The organism is Duncaniella sp. C9, from assembly GCF_004803935.1.
Taxonomy (GTDB): domain Bacteria; phylum Bacteroidota; class Bacteroidia; order Bacteroidales; family Muribaculaceae; genus Duncaniella; species Duncaniella muris.
Genome location: NZ_CP039547.1, coordinates 1,866,844 through 1,883,960, shown reverse-complemented (window position 1 = coordinate 1,883,960; position 17,117 = coordinate 1,866,844). Strand labels below are relative to the sequence as shown.

The window sequence follows — 17,117 nt, the reverse complement described above, 5'->3', positions numbered from 1 at the left end:
CAATCATTTTTTTACTATACTTTTAAAAAAGACGAACCCTTGAAGCCAGGCATCACTCACACTCAACAAGGCCCGCTGCCACCACGGAGAATCGAGATAAGTCCTTACATAGTATGAGCGGCTCGCCTTTGCTGCCTGGGCTACAATTTTTGACGGCGATTTAGCCATTGTAGCAGCACCCAGATGGACACAGCGCAAGCCGGTGGCTATATAGTTACCAAGCTTAAGTTTCAATAGTTTCCGGTAAAGTATATTTTCCTCATAATAAAGGAATGTCGCCGGATCAAAATTACCTATCGCTGCAAAGACGTCTTTCTTTACAAGCATACAGGATCCAGACGGAAGTTCGATCGGCATGAATTCAGGATAAGGCTCTTCCTTCTTATAAAGCAAAAGTGACTCCCGATAAATTTCGTAGACACTCTTTTTGCACAACCAGTAATACGGAGCCAGGAAATTATTTTTAACCCATGAACCAATGGTTGTATCTTTTCGGGCACAATTCCAGTCGATGCCGGAACCTTTGCCGTTCATAAGTAACGGACTTATGATCGCACAGGCCGGAAGATTGTCCTGAGCCTCCTTCAACGCAGGTATTATATCCTCGATAAAAAGAATATCATTATTCAGGATCATCAGACGGTCAATTTCGTCATCATCTGCGGTCAATGCTATTCCCTTGTTATTGCCTCGCGCGTAACCGTCATTCGACAGACTTGTCAGAAATGTAACATACGGAAGAATGCCGGACACTGCATCGGTCTCCTGTACACACTTATACCCTCCGGCAAAAGCGCCTGACAGGAATGCGTCTATTTCAGGGACAGAAACGCCGTCTGTTGATCCGTTGTCTACTATGACATACTTTACAGGAGCTGTATTATACCGCTCCACGCTCTTTATGCAGGCAATGGTATCAGACGGGTTGTTGTAGTTGAGGATTATTATCGCTGTTTTTTTCATTCGTCCCAAAAACTAAATAAAGGCCGATCATTATACTGATGATCGAATTATAATAGATAAACACGCCTGATCCGATGCCACAAAGGAAGATAAAAACGAACCAGTAAGTAAGGTACTCCCGCTCAGGAGTTTTTCGTTTAAACACAGCTTTGAGTATCAGTATCAGCAAAGCGGCAAATCCTGTCCATCCGAAAAGATAAATGATACCGGCCCAAGCCACATCGGCATATAAATATCCATTGTCCTCGATCGCGTCATCAAATACATTTCCCCAGACACTATTGCCAAATGACGGAGAGCCATTACCGATAATCGGAGTAAGCCCGTTTGTCTGATTTTCAAACGTATAATAACGCCAGGCTCCAATTCTGACATTCTCTTTTTCTTCATTCTCCTCAAGCTGATCACCTGAAAGTTCCAGCATTGTATTATAAGCCGGAATCATCGGCAGGACATATACAACAACAATAATACCGGCCGCAACAACCATAAGTTTTTTTGTCCAGGATGATCTTTTCAGCAGGAACAGAATGCAGAGCACCATTGAATACAAAATAACCTGACGGACCACAGACATGAAAATCATCAGTGTACAAACTCCACAGATCATTATCCATAAATTCTTGCGCCCGCGGCCAAGCAGTAGCTGATTGATACCATAGAACAGAAAAAAGGCCATTATCTCCAAGAAAAACACCGGGACACGCAGCATGCCTCTTGAAGTATCAAGGTTAAATTCCTCCCCGAAAATCACATTAGGGAAACTGAAAAGATTTATGAAATATACCGGCACGGCCAGCAGACAACCGATAAACATCCATTTCAGAATAAATCTTTCCGGCAAAGCCAGCTTCAACATTATCCAGAAAAAGAAATATCCTAAAAAATACGGCAAAGTCGACATGAGTGTAACCGAATAAGACTGCGGGTGAAAAGCTGTCGCCGAAACAGTTGAAACCGCAATCATCAGCATAAACAGCCAATAGCTCTTCCTCGGATAATCAATACCCCGGAGTGAGCGGCCGTCAGTCACAGCCAGCAAAGCACACATGCAGATACACAGATAGAACATCAGCTTCGTCAACTGGGGCGAAAAAATCTGCATCGGATTAAAAAATCCGATGCTTGAAAACAGAGTCAGGACAAACAGAGCCTTTTTCATTCCCGACACTTGATTGATTTATTTGCCGGATTTCTCGCCATAGCCGTAGCCATAACCGGCAGCTGTCTTAGTGCCATTAAGCACAACCGACAGTTTCGGCAGACGTTTTCCTGCATAAAGTTTGTTAAGGAAGCCGATCTCCTTGGTCGTGGTATAGTTAGCGCGGGTGACATAGACAGTCGCATCGGCTACACGCACCAGTGAGAATGTGTCGCTTACCATTCCGACCGGAGCGGAGTCTATGATGATGTAATCATAGACTGTCCGGAGTCTGGCAAACAGGTCATCAACCCTTTCAGACTGCAAAAGTTCAGACGGATTCGGAGGAATCGGGCCGGCAACAATTATGTCGAGATTTTTTTCCAGCACATCATGCTGTATTATCGAATCCAATGTGATATTTTCATTGGCGATATATGATGTGAATCCGTCTGTCAAAGACAGTTCAAGATATTCTGCCAGCTTCGGATTGCGGATATCAAGACCCATCAGCAGCACTTTCTTGCCAAGCACCGCAAACGAGGACGCAAGATTTATGGAGATGAACGACTTGCCCTCACCTGAAATGGTAGATGTCAGCAATACTACCTTAGAGCCGGTATTGCCAAGTATAAACTGAAGGTTCGATCTGATAAGTCTGAACAGTTCCGCCACAGATGTGCTTCCACCAACTGATTTCACAACCAGCGGAGAACCGGCATCTGTCTTCTTGCATACTTCACCCAGGACAGGAACCGGAGTGAGGCGCTCAAGTTCGCCGATGGTATCAAACTTATTTTTCAACTTGTCAAACAAGAAGATGAGAACTACCGGAATTATCAGCCCTATGGACAGAGCGATCGCAACGAGTTTCTTTTTCGACAGATTGACCGGCTCAGACAGCGCGTAAGCCTCATCTACAATCTTGGCTCTCGGCATTGAATTAGCCAATGCGATGCTGGTTTCTTCCTGCTTTTTCAAAAGGTAAAGATACAATTCCTCTTTTATTGCCTGCTGGCGTTTTATATTCCCGAACTGACGTTCATATTCAGGAAATTTGCTCAGCTGTGCTTTTGATTCTCCAGCCTGTACCCGAAGATCATGCAGTCTCACTGAGGCATTCTCATAGGCCTTATGAAGTGATTTTTTCAGATTATCTCTCAATGCGGAGATCTGTTCATCCAATTTTTTCAGAATCGCATTTTCGCCACGTGCCGTGTTCTGCAACTGCATTCTCTGAAGAAGCAGCCCGTTATAAGCATCTACCGGTACAGCCGCATTCACATTAAGAGCCGGTATAAGCTGCCATTCATTTCCCGGTTCGTTAATGAAATCACGTGTCATCTCAAGAAGATGGAGCTCAGTCTCGGCATTCATTATCTGTGACTCCAGAGTGGTTGAACGAGACATCCATTTGCTTGCATCCGCACCTACATCAGTCAGCTTATTGCTTCGCTTATAGTGCTCGATATCCTCTTCCGAAAGATTCAGGTCTTTACTTATCGAAGCGAGACGTTCTGCAACAAAATCGGCTGTTTTCTGATCCTTTTTACGCTTTTCATTTATACCGGAAATGTTGTAGTTATCAATTATAGTATTCAGAATCCGCTGTGCATACTGCGAATGTGGGCTATGGACAGCAAACGATATTATATTCGCCCTTTTGCTCGGTATATATATTGATACACTTTCGGCAAGTCCCTCAGCCGAAGCGTCATAGCTACTGAAACCGACCGTCATTTTGACCCCTTTCCCTTTTTTCAGATACTTGGTCTTGTCAAAAACGAAATCGCCATAGGGCGTAGACAGCGTGACCGGGAAAGGCTTATCCTTTACATCTGCTATTACAGTCTTGTCATTAGCTTTGGCTTTTATACTGACCTTATGCTCCTTATTGACTACAACCTTGAAACCGATATAACAGCCAAGTGTGTCGGCTATAGCCGGATCACAGGTCATGACAACCGGAGTCTTGTCAGCAACATCACGATCAAAAACGCGGAATCTCGTTACTGTATAACCGGTATTCAATCCAAGATCCTTTACTGTCTGGCGCAGATTGGAGTGAGAGCGGACCACATTGATTTCATCGTCCACAGAGTTGGTTCCTCCCATCATGTTTCCTGCAGAAAACTGGCTGGCAAGCTCACTCATGGCATTGGACGGGCGGCTGCTGTCTTCATCCGAAATAAGAATATTGGCCACGACCTGATAAACAGGCACTGTAGACAGAGCATAGAAGACGCCGATTCCGCCACAGAGCACTACCGAGATCACAAACCAGTACCAATAACGGCGGCACAACCGGATATAATAACGAAAATCTAATTTTTCAGTTATATTATCGTTGGTCAAATCCATAATTCTAAAAATCAATATCTTATTTAACTGTAAGAGCTATAACCAAAGACGCAATAACAGAGCAGGCACTGACAATAGTAGATGTCACCTGAAGCTTATACGCATTGTTGTTGTTGTATTTCGAATTGTCCTGGCGCACCTTATTCGGAGAGACTACCACAACATCATTCTGCCGGAGGAAATAATACGGAGATGTCATCACATCGCTTTTGTTCAGATTGATATAGTGATATGTGGCCTTGCCGTTTTCCTCGCGTATGACCAATACGTTTGATCGATCACCATATTCTGTCATATCCTGAGCCTGGCCAAGGGCATCAAGAATCGAGACTCTCTCTCCCGGAATTGTTATCGTGCCGGGCATCCTGACTTCACCAAGAACGCTGACTTTGAAATTTACCAGTTCCACTTTTACTATCGGGTCCTTTACCTCTTTCGATATTTCCTCAGTAAGATATCCGGCAAGCTGCTCGGTAGTCATGCCTTCAACATGAATCTGGCCAAGCATCGGAAATCTGATATCTCCGTTGGAATCTACAACATATGTCTGCTGACGCATCTGGCTTGATTCCTGAAGAGATCCTAATTTTGCCGGATTTGCCAGAGGAAGATTATATTGCGCCGTAGCCTCTGGCATGAGTGACGTAACCGAAATGAAAAGCTCGTCATGCGGTTCAAGTTTTATTTTACAATCCTGAAGATTAAACTCTATATCATTGGTTGCCCGTGTATCTTCAAAATAATTCAACGAATCTTTTGATGTTCTGCACGATGTGGCAGCAAGGAGCATGGCTATGCCGATAATTGCGAACTGAGCCTTCATTATATTTTTGATTCTAAGGTTACCTAAAACTAACTGTGAATGTTCTCACACAGCGTATTTACACAATGTGAATATATTGACCCTGCTCTGCAGCAAGCAGACATGGCCTTTATGAATAACGCCCCATGACATGAAATATTGTTTCACACAGAGCCAAATTAACCGCCCGGCAAAAAAACGAGAAAAAACGGAAAAAATGAGAAAAAACAAACGAGACTCAGCACATCTCCTGGCCGAGCAAATTTTCAATCTGAGGCAACAGCGGGATGCATCCATCGTTAATTATTGAAAACACCCTCGGATGTAATATGGTAGGAACATACGAATCCTGCGATGCGATTCTTGCCTCAACCTGCTGTCGGCTGAACGAATTGCGGGCCATCACACGTTCTATGCGCAATTCTGCCGGCGCATCGACACTCCACACATCATCAACCATTACATCAAGTCCGCTCTGATACAGGATTGCAGTTTCCACAAACAGCCGCCCTGAGCCGATGTTTGCCCCGCACCACCTTTTCAGATCCAACCTCACGGCAACATGCACAATCGCATTTAGCCTGCAAAGGGCTCCGGCATCTCCGAATACAATCTCACTCAGCCGTTCTCGGTTTATACTGCCGTCGGTTCTGACGCAATCTGCATGGATTTCGCTGCATAGAACCTTTTTTATCTGATCATCTTGATCCATCAGCAACTTTGCCCGGCTGTCACAGTCATACACCGGATAGCCCATCGCGGCAAGAATTTTGCTCACGATGCTTTTCCCGCTCCCTATTCCGCCTGTTATCGCTGTCAGCATTCGTTTATGATTTTTACTTCACACTCTCGATAATATATTCCACACTGTCAGGAGCGAAACTGAGATTGTGATACACACTTGGAAGAGCCGAAAGAGTAACCGGCAGTTTTTTGACACTGGAACGCGCCTGTCGATAGTCCACATAAGCTTTGACCGGATAGTCGTCATTATAAGCACTCATCGGCACAAGATAACTGATCTCTATTTTTGACGGGAATGTGATCAGATTCCTGTCATCCGGACGGTTGGTCACCTCAATGGAGATTTTGCGCTTCTTGGAAATCAGCGGTTCGACCGGCACTGTCACTGTAACAACATCCGGAATAATTCTGACTCCGGCTATGGGCTTGACACGGACTTCATAGCGCATCGTGTCACGCAGATCAGACTTGACGATAGGCTCTGTCGACACAAATTTGAGCGTATGTGGCAAATCTTCCACTGAATAAAGAGTCACAGAGTCCACATCTGCATAAACCGGACCTGAAATTATATACTGAAGATTCGGATGGACATCAGCCTGAACATTCAGTTTGACTCTGACGCCCGACTGGGTAGTAAACGGCAGGCGTAATGAATCAGGACGGCATGAAAGTACCTGCACGGCATTGCCGAAATAGTCCCGCAGTTTAGCTTCAAGTTTCGGACGACCGAGCACAAACGAATATCCTTCGATATTTTCTTCCCATTTGAATTTGACAGGCGACATCTTGCCCCAGAAAAAACGGAGCAGTTGCGAATCCTTGCCTTTGACACTGACTCCGATCGAAGCTGGAGCCAGCCCTATCATCGTGACACTGTCAGGCACTTCCTGAATCTCTACCGGCACATCGAAATCACGCTGCACCTCTGCGTCAAGCGACAGAAACACCCAGAACACAAAAGCCACAGCCACAAACAGCAGATAGAGCAAAACATTTTGGCCGCGGCTCGAATGCAGAGCCGCGGTCACTTTTTCGTTTAGTTTTTTTGCCTTTTCGTTCATGGCCTGAGCCGTTGACGTAGTAGTTAGGATGCCAATCTACCGATCGTCTTTACTTACCCTTTTCAGCAGCGTCATTTGCAGCCTGCTGAGCTGAAGGATATACCGATCCTTTGTCAACGGTGATGCGTACATCACGTGCGATCTCGATTGTGAAAGTAGTGTCATCGATTCCTTTCACCTTACCGTAAATACCGCCGGCTGTAACTACAGCATCGCCGACTTTGAGACCTTCGCGGAATTTCTTGATTTCATTCTGACGCTTCTGCTGGGGGCGGATCATCATGAAATAGAACACTGCGATGAGCGCCACGATCATAAGAATATTTGCCCAGCTGCTGTTCATTGACTGGAGGAGAATTGTGTTAAGCATAAATCTTTTGTTTTATAATTATGAATTCATTTTTATTGAGCCGGGAGGATTCAGGCCTTGATGAGCTTGCCCTCTGACTTGAGATGATTTATCACTGAGTAGAGAATACCGTTGATAAACGCGCCGCTGCGCGGTGTGCTGTAGGCATTTGCGATCTCTATATACTCATTGAGTGTAACTGCGATCGGAATAGCCGGGAAATTCAGAAGCTCGGTGATGGCTGTCACCATGACAACGATGTCCATAAATGCAAGACGCTCTGAGTCCCATCTATGTTCATTCACGAATGAATCAATCAGTTCGCGATACTCCTGACAGTTCTTAACAGCGATTTCAAACAGACATGCACCGAAGCGGCTGTCTTCATCATCCTTGAACTGCGGAAGGAGCCTGATGTCAGCACCTTCAGTCTTGCTTTGACCGAATTTGCGGATTGTTTTCAGTACAAACGTACCGACAACATGGAGGTCATCGTTCCAATACACAGACTTCGACTCAAGGACCTCGGCAAGGTCATCACCCGGAAGGATAATATTTTTATAGACCTGACGCCAGAAATCACAATCTTCTTCATAGGTGCTTTCCTCGCGGCGCGCCATATATTCCTTGTAGAGATCACTCTCCATTATTTTGTCAAGAAGACCTCTGACCATGATGGAATCCGCATCCCACGAAAGCTTGTGCTCATCCATGTAGGCATTGAAATCTTCATTTTCACAGAGAGCCTTGATGAACTTATTGTCAACAAAGCGCATGTTCGGATGAAGATCCTCATCCGTTGGCAGATACTTATGCTTGGCAGCATCCAACCGCTGGTCCTGCATACGTGTGATCTCAACCGAAAGCAGAAGCAGATTGTGATAAAGCTCATATGCCTTGTCAAGCGAATAGTCAAGCGCATGGCGGGCATGGTTGAACAGAGAACGGTTGTCGTTATACTCGTTCAATGTGTGGAGCAACGAGCTGATACCACGATTAAAGCCGGCCACTGTGAAATCAGGATTCTTACGGGCGGCTGTGATGAACTCAGGATTGTCAGCTATCAGATTGTTGATAATTGACACCCACAGAGCCACATCATCCTTCAGCTCAGCCTTTTTCAAGCGGATATAGCTCTTGTAGGCAGGCAGTGACGGAATAGCATCGTAAATTGACGGAATAACGGAATCAAACAGAGCCACTCCGGAACGGTCACGGAGAATCAGTGTGCGGATCTCATCTATGCTGTTCAATGAACGGCCCAAGGCATTGCGTTCAATATGCTTGTTCAAGGCAATACCCCGTAACGGCGACTGGCGACGACCACCTGAAACATCGAAACCCGACAATTCAAGAATCATCAACAATAAATCGAGGTAAAGTTCATGACCATATTTCTTGTCGCGTGAAGGATTTTCAACCTGAGGCTCTATTTTGAATTCACTCTGTGACAACAGATAAGAGTAGAGCAGCTGGACCACTTTGATTCGGATCAAAACTCGATTTATCATACTTTTAAAGACCTATTTTTTCGTCGTTAATGTTTTTAACGCTGCAAATTTACAAATTTTTCTTAAATCAACCTGCCTATACAGACTGTTTTTTATGATTTTTATCTGCCACTTTATCAATCCGGACACAACCGGGGCCACCATCAGGCTTCACCACCTTAATATATTGTACATTTATATTATACACTCTGCACACTATAACTACAGCCTAACCACAGTTTTCAGAGAGTATAACCGAGAGCCGAAAGTATAAAAGGGGTAAGCAGAGCTGTGAACAGCCCGTTGAGGGTCAGCCCAAGCGATGAAAAAGCGCCATATCGATAGCCGCTTTCCATTGCCACGGAAGTCCCGACAGCATGTGCCGCAGTTCCCATCGACAGCCCCTGGGCAATCGGACTCTTCACATGTGAGAGTTTCATCATTTTAAAACCCGCGATCCCGCCGAAGATTCCTGTACACACCACCACTGCGGCAGTCAGAGCCGGAATACCGCCAAGAGTCGATGCAATTTCCATCGCAATGGGAGTAGTGACTGATTTCGGCGCAAGAGAAATGACCACGTCTGAAGTCGCGCCCAGAAGTTTGGCAACAACAACCACCGAGACAGTGCCGATAACACATCCGGCCAGTTCTGCAGCCAAAATAGGCAATAACTGCTTGCGGATAGACTCAAGCTGTCTGTAAAGAGGCACACCGAGAGCCACCACCGCAGGCTTAAGCCAGAATTCTATATACTGTCCGCCTTCGGCATATGACTCATAATCGACCCCACAGCCGAGAAGTATGCAGATCAGCACAATTATTGTCAGCAAAATCGGATTGAGAAATGATATGCCGGTACGCTTCTGCAGAAGCTGCGATGCAAGATAGACTACAAAAGTCAGTGCTATCAGGAAAAATTTATTCTCTATAAAGTTCATGACGATGTGAAGATGCTGCGCGGCGCACATACTGATGAACCCAGCCGGTCACCGCAATTACCAAAAATGTACTTATCACACATGACCCGACTATCGGAAGCCACTGATCGCTCAGCAGCCCAAGACAATTCATCAGGCCTACGCCGGCGGGGACAAAGAAGAAACCAAGATTCTTCAACAGAAAGTCTGCCACCTTATCAACCCAGAAAACGCGAACGATTTTCATCTTCAGTGCCGCTGTAAGCAACAGCATGCCGATAATGCTTGACGGAATCGGTATGCCCGTAAGCCACACAACCAATTCTCCTAATGCTAAAAACGAGAATAGCACAGCACATTGTAGTATCATAATCTCAAATATGTGTTATTGAGAGTGCTTGTCAGACGCACTCCACTTCGAGGGTGCAAAGTTACGAACTAATCTGACAGCAGCAACTCAACTCTCTGAAAATTCATCAATGCAAAAAGTTAAAGTTCACTTCAAAACCTTTTCTATGTTTACCGATGATATTCTGAATGAAAATTCCCGAAGATTCCAAATCGAAGCACAAAACATTTTTTGAATTTAATTTGTTAAATCATAAAAATGATTGTATCTTTGCATTGGCTTTGAAACCTCACAGGTCAGCCACCAATCTCCGGCACCGCTATTCCACCATCTCACATTGGCCACAATGTATCCACCTATGATCCGTTTTCACGGAATCTCTGAAATGGGAAGCTGCCAAAAACAAGAGAGTCACAAAATCAACTTCTTCTATTCATTTTTCCGTTTTAAACTCCATTTTATTCAATGTGATTACTGCGGATATACGGAATCTTGATCCAACTCCCCCCAAGACAATCATTTTTTGCATTTAAAATAATACTTTAAGGCAAACCAAGTGTGGTGACGCACTTGCTTTCCAACTAACATTATATATTATTATATATGTATAATTACTCCGAACTCGAAGCCATGGACGACTCGCAACTGCGGGAAGTCGCACAAACCAACGGCATAAAGAAAATCAACCTTGACGATAAAGAAAATCTCGTCTACGAGATTCTTGACAAGCAGGCGCGTGATGTCGCAGCCAGCTCGACCGCTAACACCCCTCAAAAAAACCGTCGCGGCAAAAAAGAATCCAAAGACGTAAAAGACGAGAATCAGCAGAAACAGACACGAAAAAAGAAAGAAGAACCGGCACCGGAAACCTCTGAACAAGACGCGCCTCAGGCCACCGAACAGCCTCAGCAGCAGAAGAAACGTGGCCGCAAACCGCGTGCGGCAGCAGCCGCTGACAGCCAGATGGAATCCGCACCTGCCGCTGAAACAGCTGTTGAAGCTGCTGAACCGACACCTCCGGCCACAGACAACACCCCAGCAACAATTGCCGAAGGCCAACAGACACAAGGCGAACAACAGCCAAAACGTCGTCGCGGTCGCCCGCCGCGCAATCCGCAGCCTGAACAGGACAACACCCCAGCAACCGTTGATTCAGAAAACTCCGCACCGCATGAAAACAACGCTGAGGTTTCATCCCCAAAAGAAGAAAACAAAACCGAAGGAAGCAATGCTGAAACCGCAGGCATCACTGGGCCCATGCCCAAACAGCTGCCGGCACCGGCTTTTTCAAACCAGGAATCTGCCCAGGATGAACGCCCACGCCACGGCGTATTTATCCGCCCAGGCCAAACCAACGAACAGACCGCCATTTCCAACGTCGACAACCAGCAGCCACAGCCTAAACGCGATTTTCGCCCTAAAGACAGTTCTTTCGGCTCTTTCTTTCCCCGTTCTGGCGGACGCACGTTCGCACCCCGTTCGCAGCAGGAAAAAGAACAGCAGCCTGTTCAGCCGCAGCAGCCACAGCCCCAGATGCCACAGGCTCCTATAGTCCTCGGCGAACCGGGCATGGAAAAACAGCAGCCCCAAAGCAAAAAGAACAAAAAGAACCACAACAAAAACCAGCAGTTCGAACAGCGCCAGCAACAACAGGCCTATAACTTTGACGGAATAATCGAAACAACCGGAGTGCTTGAAATCATGCCCGAAGGACACGGGTTTCTCCGATCAAGCGATTATAATTACCTTGCTTCTCCTGACGATGTACTCGTCACTAAAGAACAGATCAAACAATATGCCCTTCGCTCAGGCGATGTTGTCGATGCCACGTTACGAGCCCCGCGCGAAGGCGACAAATACTTCCCGCTCAGCTCTGTGAAAAGCGTCAACGGACGTTCTGTCGAATACATCCGCGACCGCGTGGCATTCGAGCACCTCACCCCGCTTTTCCCTAACGAAAAATTCGACCTGACCTCAGGCCGTTCAAGCAACATTTCCACACGTGTGGTCGACATGTTCTCCCCCATTGGAAAAGGACAGCGAGGTCTGATAGTAGCACCTCCGAAGACAGGTAAGACCATACTTCTGAAAGACATCGCCAACGCAATTGCCGAGAATCACCCCGAAACCTACATCATGATTCTCCTTATTGACGAACGCCCGGAAGAAGTAACCGACATGAGCCGCAGCGTCAATGCGGAAGTAATCGCATCTACATTCGATGAACCGGCAGAGCGACATGTCAAAATCGCCTCCATTGTACTTGAAAAAGCAAAACGAATGGTTGAATGTGGTCATGATGTGGTAATCCTGCTCGACTCCATCACCCGTCTGGCCCGCGCCTACAACACCTGCGCACCGGCCTCAGGCAAAATCCTCTCCGGCGGTGTCGATGCAAATGCCCTCCAGAAACCCAAACGCTTCTTCGGCGCAGCACGAAACATCGAAAACGGAGGCTCGCTCACCATTATCGCAACAGCTCTCACAGAAACCAGTTCAAAAATGGACGAGGTGATCTTCGAGGAATTCAAGGGAACCGGCAATATGGAACTCCAGCTTGACCGCAAGCTCTCCAACAAGCGCATCTTCCCGGCAGTCGACATCATGGCATCCTCAACCCGTCGCGACGACCTGCTCCTGCGCAATGAAACCCTTAACCGCATGTGGATTCTACGCCGCTTCCTCAGCGATCGCAACTCAATCGAAGCTATGGAATTCATCAAGGACCGCATGGAACGCACTTCCGACAATGACGAACTCCTCCGCACGATGGGTGACTGATTTTCCCACTGCAAATCATCGCGCTAAAAAACATTACAGCGCAAAAAATAAAAAGATGCAGCCCCCTCCGGCCGCATCTTTTTATTTTTTTGTCACAGAAACATCCTGCGAACAACTGTTTGATGATCTTATTCCCCCGGCTTGCATCCGCATCCCGATACGGGGATTTTTTCGATGCGACGTTCATGACGTCCGCCATCAAAGGGAGTGTTGAGGAAAGTCTCGACAATATTTATTGCGGTAACGTTATCAATAAAACGTGCGGGAAGCACAAGCACATTGGCATTGTTATGACGGCGTGCCAGTTCGGCAAGCTCCACATTCCAGCAGAGAGCGGCACGTATGCCCTGATGTTTGTTAAGAGTCATGCCGATGCCATTGCCGGAACCGCATAGTGCTATACCCGGATAACATTCTCCGTTTTCGACAGCCGCTGCACACGGATGCGCAAAGTCAGCATAATCACAACTTTCAGTTGAATTGGTGCCGAAATCCTTATATTCGATACCCATTGAATCAAAATAGCCTTCAAGCACCATTTTCATTTCATAGCCCGCATGATCGCTACAGAACCCTACAGGACAATTTTCCTTCAGAATTGACATAATCTGTAAAAATATATTGTTTTTCTTATTCAATATTAAAATATCGCCGTCAAGCCGGATTCAGTCATCAGTTTCATCATCATCTTCTGCGTCTGATGAATAGTGGATGTGGTTGAGCGGTCTGAGCAGATTGCATAAACGCTGGCTCCAGTAAGCCTGGAAATCCGCCTTCACAGCATGCAGAGCCACGTTGACAACCTCCTCCGGCGCATCTTTCACCATAGCGATGAAATTGTAAAGCACCTGAAATATATCGCTCAGGCCTTCGGCCACACTCATTCCGATCGGAGTATCGGAATACTTCATATCTTCCTCGAACACTTCAAGGTAGACATCATCAGGGCCTAACATATTCTCCATCTCCCGTCTGAGAGATTCATAATAGTCTTCTTCAAGATAACTTTCAATATAGGGGTCTACATCCTCCATCAGAGGTGCCGGCCTGAGATCCGAAGCGACAATATAGATTCTCGGAAGCAACCGAAGCATCGACGATACAAAATCAGACGGATCCGATTCTCGGCAGTTTTCAACCGCACAGCAATATTCATTGCACAACGCTATAAAAGCGAGTGAATTAGGAGCCAGTTCCATAAAGATTATTTTTAATTATATAATCATATACGCCCTGAGGCAAAAAATAGTTCATGTTCCATCCGCGCGCCAGCGCCTTACGGATGAACGTGCTGGAGATATCTGCCATCGGAGCGTTGACCACATCCACACCATCGTCATATATCGTTCCAACCGGATAACCCGGACGCGGATATACAATTACTCCGAATTCCGATATTATTGCCTCATGGTCTTTCCATTGGTCAAAGATTTTCCAATTGTCACTGCCTATGATCAGCTTGAAGTTATGACGCGGATAACGCTTCGCAAGGTAGCGCAACGTATTTATTGTGTATGACGGCCGCGGCATCGACAGTTCATAGTCGCAGATATTCAGTCCTGAGGTATTTCCAATGGCCAGCTCAAGCATTTTCAGCCGTATCAGATCCGGTATCAGCTCATCTGATCCGGCCTTCAGTGGATTCAGAGGTGAAAGCGAGAGCCACACTTCATCAAGATCTGTAAACTGCTGGATATAGCTGGCAAGCATCATATGTCCGATATGCACCGGATTAAACGAGCCGCCTAATACACCTATGGTCATTTATTTCTCCTTATCTGTAAGATGGTGAATCTCAACACTCTTCCACACAAACTGAAAGAAAATTTTTAATCACTGTATCAACTTCCGCAACCGCACGGTCCAAAGAGTCATTGACCACGACCCGGTCAAATTCCGGAGCAAACGAAAGCTCATATTCAGCCTTGGCAAGACGCTGCTCGATAGCTTCGGCACTGTCAGTCGCTCGTGAGGTCAGTCGCTGACGCAACACCTCAAGCCCCGGTGGCTGTATGAATATGCTGAGAGCATCTTCTCCGTAAAGTTTCTTGACATTGAGTCCGCCCTTGACATCAATATCAAGTATGACATTATGCCCCTCGGCTGTTATTCTTTCCACCTCGCTTTTGAGAGTGCCATAGAAACGGCCGGGATATACCTCTTCATATTCTACAAAAGCATCCTGGGCTATAGCGCTGCGGAATTCATCATCGGAAAGGAAATAATAATTGACTCCATGCACTTCCTCTCCGCGAGGCTGACGGTTTGTAGCCGAGATTGAAAACTTCATGTCAATCTCACCTCGATCAAGCAGAGCGTTGATGATAGTCGACTTGCCGGTTCCGGAAGGGGCTGAAATTATGATAATCTTACCTTTCATCTGTAAAAATCGGTTTAGCCAGATTTTTTTTACATCACATTAAGCACCTGTTCCTTTATCTGCTCCAGCACATCTTTCATCTGCACTACCAGACGCTGCATCTGTGCATGATTGCTTTTTGATCCGAGAGTATTGATCTCTCGCCCCATTTCCTGAGCAATGAATCCGAGTTTCTTACCCTGGCCTCCTGCTGTCGCAAGGGTTTCTGTGAAATAATTCAGATGCTGGGTCAGGCGCTGCTTTTCCTCGTTGACATCAAGCTTCTCAATATAGAAGAAAAGTTCCTGCTCCAGACGGCTGCGGTCATAATCAACATTATGAATCTTGGCCAAGCCCTCCTCCATGCGTGTGCGTATGCGCTCCACACGTTCAGTCTCATACTGCGGCACCTGAGCGAGCAATTCGCTTATACGGTCTATGCGTTCCGCAAAAAACGTTTCCAGCTTTTCGCCCTCAGTCCGGCGGTAAGCCATCAGAGCTTCTATGGCTTTTGAAAGGGCTGTCATCACAGCCTCCACTTCATTATCGTCAGCCTGGGCCGGAGTCTCACTTTTTATGACATCAGGAAAACGCATCAGCACCGTGTACCAATCGGCAGGCGATGGTATGCCAAGTTCAGCCGCAGCTTGCTCCACATCTGCCTTATAGGCTCTGAGAGCGGATACATTCAGACGCACAGTGGCCTCAGATGCGACATTTTCAACGTATATCGTAAGATCGACTTTACCACGTTCCAATGACGCCGCAATCAGGTTGCGCATTGCAAGTTCTTCAGCCCACAAAGAAGACGGCACTCTGGCTGCTATATCAATCTGCTTGCTGTTAAGTGACTTAAGTTCAACCGTGATTTTCTTTCCGGGAAGCTCGGCCACAGCTTTTCCGAATCCCGTCATTGAGTATAACATGATATGAGGTTTTATTAGAGCAATATTTTCTCACAAAATTAGTAATTTATCGGGAGAAACAAGTAACTTTGTTTTAAATTTTCACTATCAGGCCTTTTCTCCGGGTCTGCAATCCATAACTTACTGCATCACAATGGCCGTAATCCTAAACATCGAAACCTCTGTCGACCACTGTTCGGTGGCTCTTACCGCCGAAGGAATGGTCCTTGCCCATCAGGAAGAAGGCGGTGGCAGAAATCATGCCGCCCTTCTCAGCGACTATATCAAATATTGCCTCGATTTTGCCCGCGAAAAGGACCTACGGCTTGAAGCTGTCGCTGTTTCTTTAGGTCCGGGAAGCTACACCGGATTGCGCATCGGTCTGTCTGAAGCCAAAGGGCTTGCCTACGCACTTGGCATTCCCCTGATCGGAATAGACACGTTAAGAATCATGGCCTGCAACGTAATGTTCACACAGGAACTTGAAGGCGATGAAATTTTCGTCCCGATGGTCGATGCCCGACGCATGGAAGTCTATACCGCCGCTTTCAACTTCGCCCTCGAACCGGTAATGGAACAGCAAGCCCTTATCCTTGACCCTGACAGCTACCAGGATCTCATAACCCGCTATCCGCGCATACTTATGTTCGGCAACGGCAGCGACAAGGCCCGCGAAGTGATCTCAGCACCTAATGTAACTTTCATCCCTGACATCCATCCGCTGGCTATAGACATGATAGCTCTTGCCGAACGCGCTTACTCCCGCAAGGAATTCATAGACATCGCCTACAGTGTCCCCAACTACATCAAAGACTTTCAGGCTTCGACACCCCGGAAAAACGTATTGGAGTGAAAGAGGACTTCAACAGACTACGGCTAAAACATCATG

17 protein-coding genes are annotated in these 17,117 nt (G+C 46.4%); 2 read left to right on the top strand and 15 right to left on the bottom strand.

The genetic code is table 11. The features are described from left to right. Positions 1-3 precede the first annotated feature (3 nt). From E7745_RS07640 to E7745_RS07595, 10 genes are all read right to left on the bottom strand, one after another. Positions 4-963, bottom strand: coding sequence for a glycosyltransferase family 2 protein (locus E7745_RS07640; protein WP_107031559.1), 960 nt, complete (start codon positions 961-963; stop codon positions 4-6). Continuing rightward, on the bottom strand, positions 917-2,125 hold the full coding sequence (locus E7745_RS07635; RefSeq protein ID WP_136408578.1) for a hypothetical protein: 1,209 nt from the start codon (positions 2,123-2,125) through the stop codon (positions 917-919). Before E7745_RS07635 ends, E7745_RS07640 begins: the two co-directional genes overlap by 47 nt. Positions 2,126-2,143: 18 nt before the next feature. Then, positions 2,144-4,465, bottom strand: coding sequence for a tyrosine-protein kinase family protein (locus E7745_RS07630; RefSeq protein ID WP_124075540.1), 2,322 nt, complete (start codon positions 4,463-4,465; stop codon positions 2,144-2,146). Positions 4,466-4,484: 19 nt separating this feature from the next. Then, positions 4,485-5,288, bottom strand: coding sequence for a polysaccharide biosynthesis/export family protein (locus E7745_RS07625; protein WP_123399731.1), 804 nt, complete (start codon positions 5,286-5,288; stop codon positions 4,485-4,487). A gap of 217 nt (positions 5,289-5,505) precedes the next feature. After that, positions 5,506-6,090, bottom strand: coding sequence for a dephospho-CoA kinase (gene coaE / locus E7745_RS07620; protein ID WP_124075539.1), 585 nt, complete (start codon positions 6,088-6,090; stop codon positions 5,506-5,508). A gap of 13 nt (positions 6,091-6,103) precedes the next feature. Further along, positions 6,104-7,075 (bottom strand): hypothetical protein, encoded by a 972-nt coding sequence (locus tag E7745_RS07615; protein ID WP_107031554.1) that lies wholly within the window; start codon positions 7,073-7,075, stop codon positions 6,104-6,106. 49 nt (positions 7,076-7,124) lie between these two features. Continuing rightward, positions 7,125-7,445 (bottom strand): preprotein translocase subunit YajC, encoded by a 321-nt coding sequence (gene yajC / locus E7745_RS07610; RefSeq protein WP_107031553.1) that lies wholly within the window; start codon positions 7,443-7,445, stop codon positions 7,125-7,127. A 50-nt stretch (positions 7,446-7,495) separates the two neighbouring features. Then, on the bottom strand, positions 7,496-8,920 hold the full coding sequence (locus tag E7745_RS07605; protein WP_160630599.1) for a transcription antitermination protein NusB: 1,425 nt from the start codon (positions 8,918-8,920) through the stop codon (positions 7,496-7,498). A gap of 236 nt (positions 8,921-9,156) precedes the next feature. Continuing rightward, a complete protein-coding gene (locus tag E7745_RS07600) occupies positions 9,157-9,855 on the bottom strand; it encodes an LrgB family protein (protein ID WP_107031551.1) in 699 nt (232 codons plus the stop codon). Then, entirely contained in the window at positions 9,836-10,204 is a 369-nt protein-coding gene (locus tag E7745_RS07595) for a CidA/LrgA family protein (protein ID WP_107031550.1), read from the bottom strand. The genes E7745_RS07600 and E7745_RS07595 overlap by 20 nt, the downstream gene beginning before the upstream one ends. A gap of 582 nt (positions 10,205-10,786) precedes the next feature. Between E7745_RS07595 and rho the strand changes: the two genes are divergently transcribed. After that, a complete protein-coding gene (rho, locus tag E7745_RS07590) occupies positions 10,787-12,964 on the top strand; it encodes a transcription termination factor Rho (protein ID WP_136408577.1) in 2,178 nt (725 codons plus the stop codon). Between the two features lie 128 nt (positions 12,965-13,092). Here rho and E7745_RS07585 read toward each other — a convergent pair whose 3' ends face one another. The 5 genes from E7745_RS07585 to E7745_RS07565 are packed head-to-tail and all read right to left on the bottom strand — an operon-like array spanning position 13,093 to position 16,249. Next, on the bottom strand, positions 13,093-13,569 hold the full coding sequence (locus E7745_RS07585) for an RpiB/LacA/LacB family sugar-phosphate isomerase (protein WP_107031548.1): 477 nt from the start codon (positions 13,567-13,569) through the stop codon (positions 13,093-13,095). Between the two features lie 60 nt (positions 13,570-13,629). Then, on the bottom strand, positions 13,630-14,163 hold the full coding sequence (locus E7745_RS07580) for a DUF5063 domain-containing protein (protein ID WP_124075537.1): 534 nt from the start codon (positions 14,161-14,163) through the stop codon (positions 13,630-13,632). Further along, positions 14,147-14,728: a nicotinate (nicotinamide) nucleotide adenylyltransferase gene (nadD, locus tag E7745_RS07575; RefSeq protein ID WP_123398708.1), complete on the bottom strand. Its 582-nt coding sequence runs from the start codon at positions 14,726-14,728 to the stop codon at positions 14,147-14,149. Before nadD ends, E7745_RS07580 begins: the two co-directional genes overlap by 17 nt. A 31-nt stretch (positions 14,729-14,759) precedes the next feature. Next, positions 14,760-15,344: a guanylate kinase gene (gmk, locus tag E7745_RS07570; protein WP_124075535.1), complete on the bottom strand. Its 585-nt coding sequence runs from the start codon at positions 15,342-15,344 to the stop codon at positions 14,760-14,762. 29 nt (positions 15,345-15,373) lie between these two features. Further along, positions 15,374-16,249 (bottom strand): YicC/YloC family endoribonuclease, encoded by an 876-nt coding sequence (locus E7745_RS07565; RefSeq protein WP_136408576.1) that lies wholly within the window; start codon positions 16,247-16,249, stop codon positions 15,374-15,376. Between the two features lie 133 nt (positions 16,250-16,382). Between E7745_RS07565 and tsaB the strand changes: the two genes are divergently transcribed. Beyond that, positions 16,383-17,081, top strand: coding sequence for a tRNA (adenosine(37)-N6)-threonylcarbamoyltransferase complex dimerization subunit type 1 TsaB (gene tsaB, locus E7745_RS07560; protein WP_107031543.1), 699 nt, complete (start codon positions 16,383-16,385; stop codon positions 17,079-17,081). Positions 17,082-17,117: the final 36 nt, after the last annotated feature.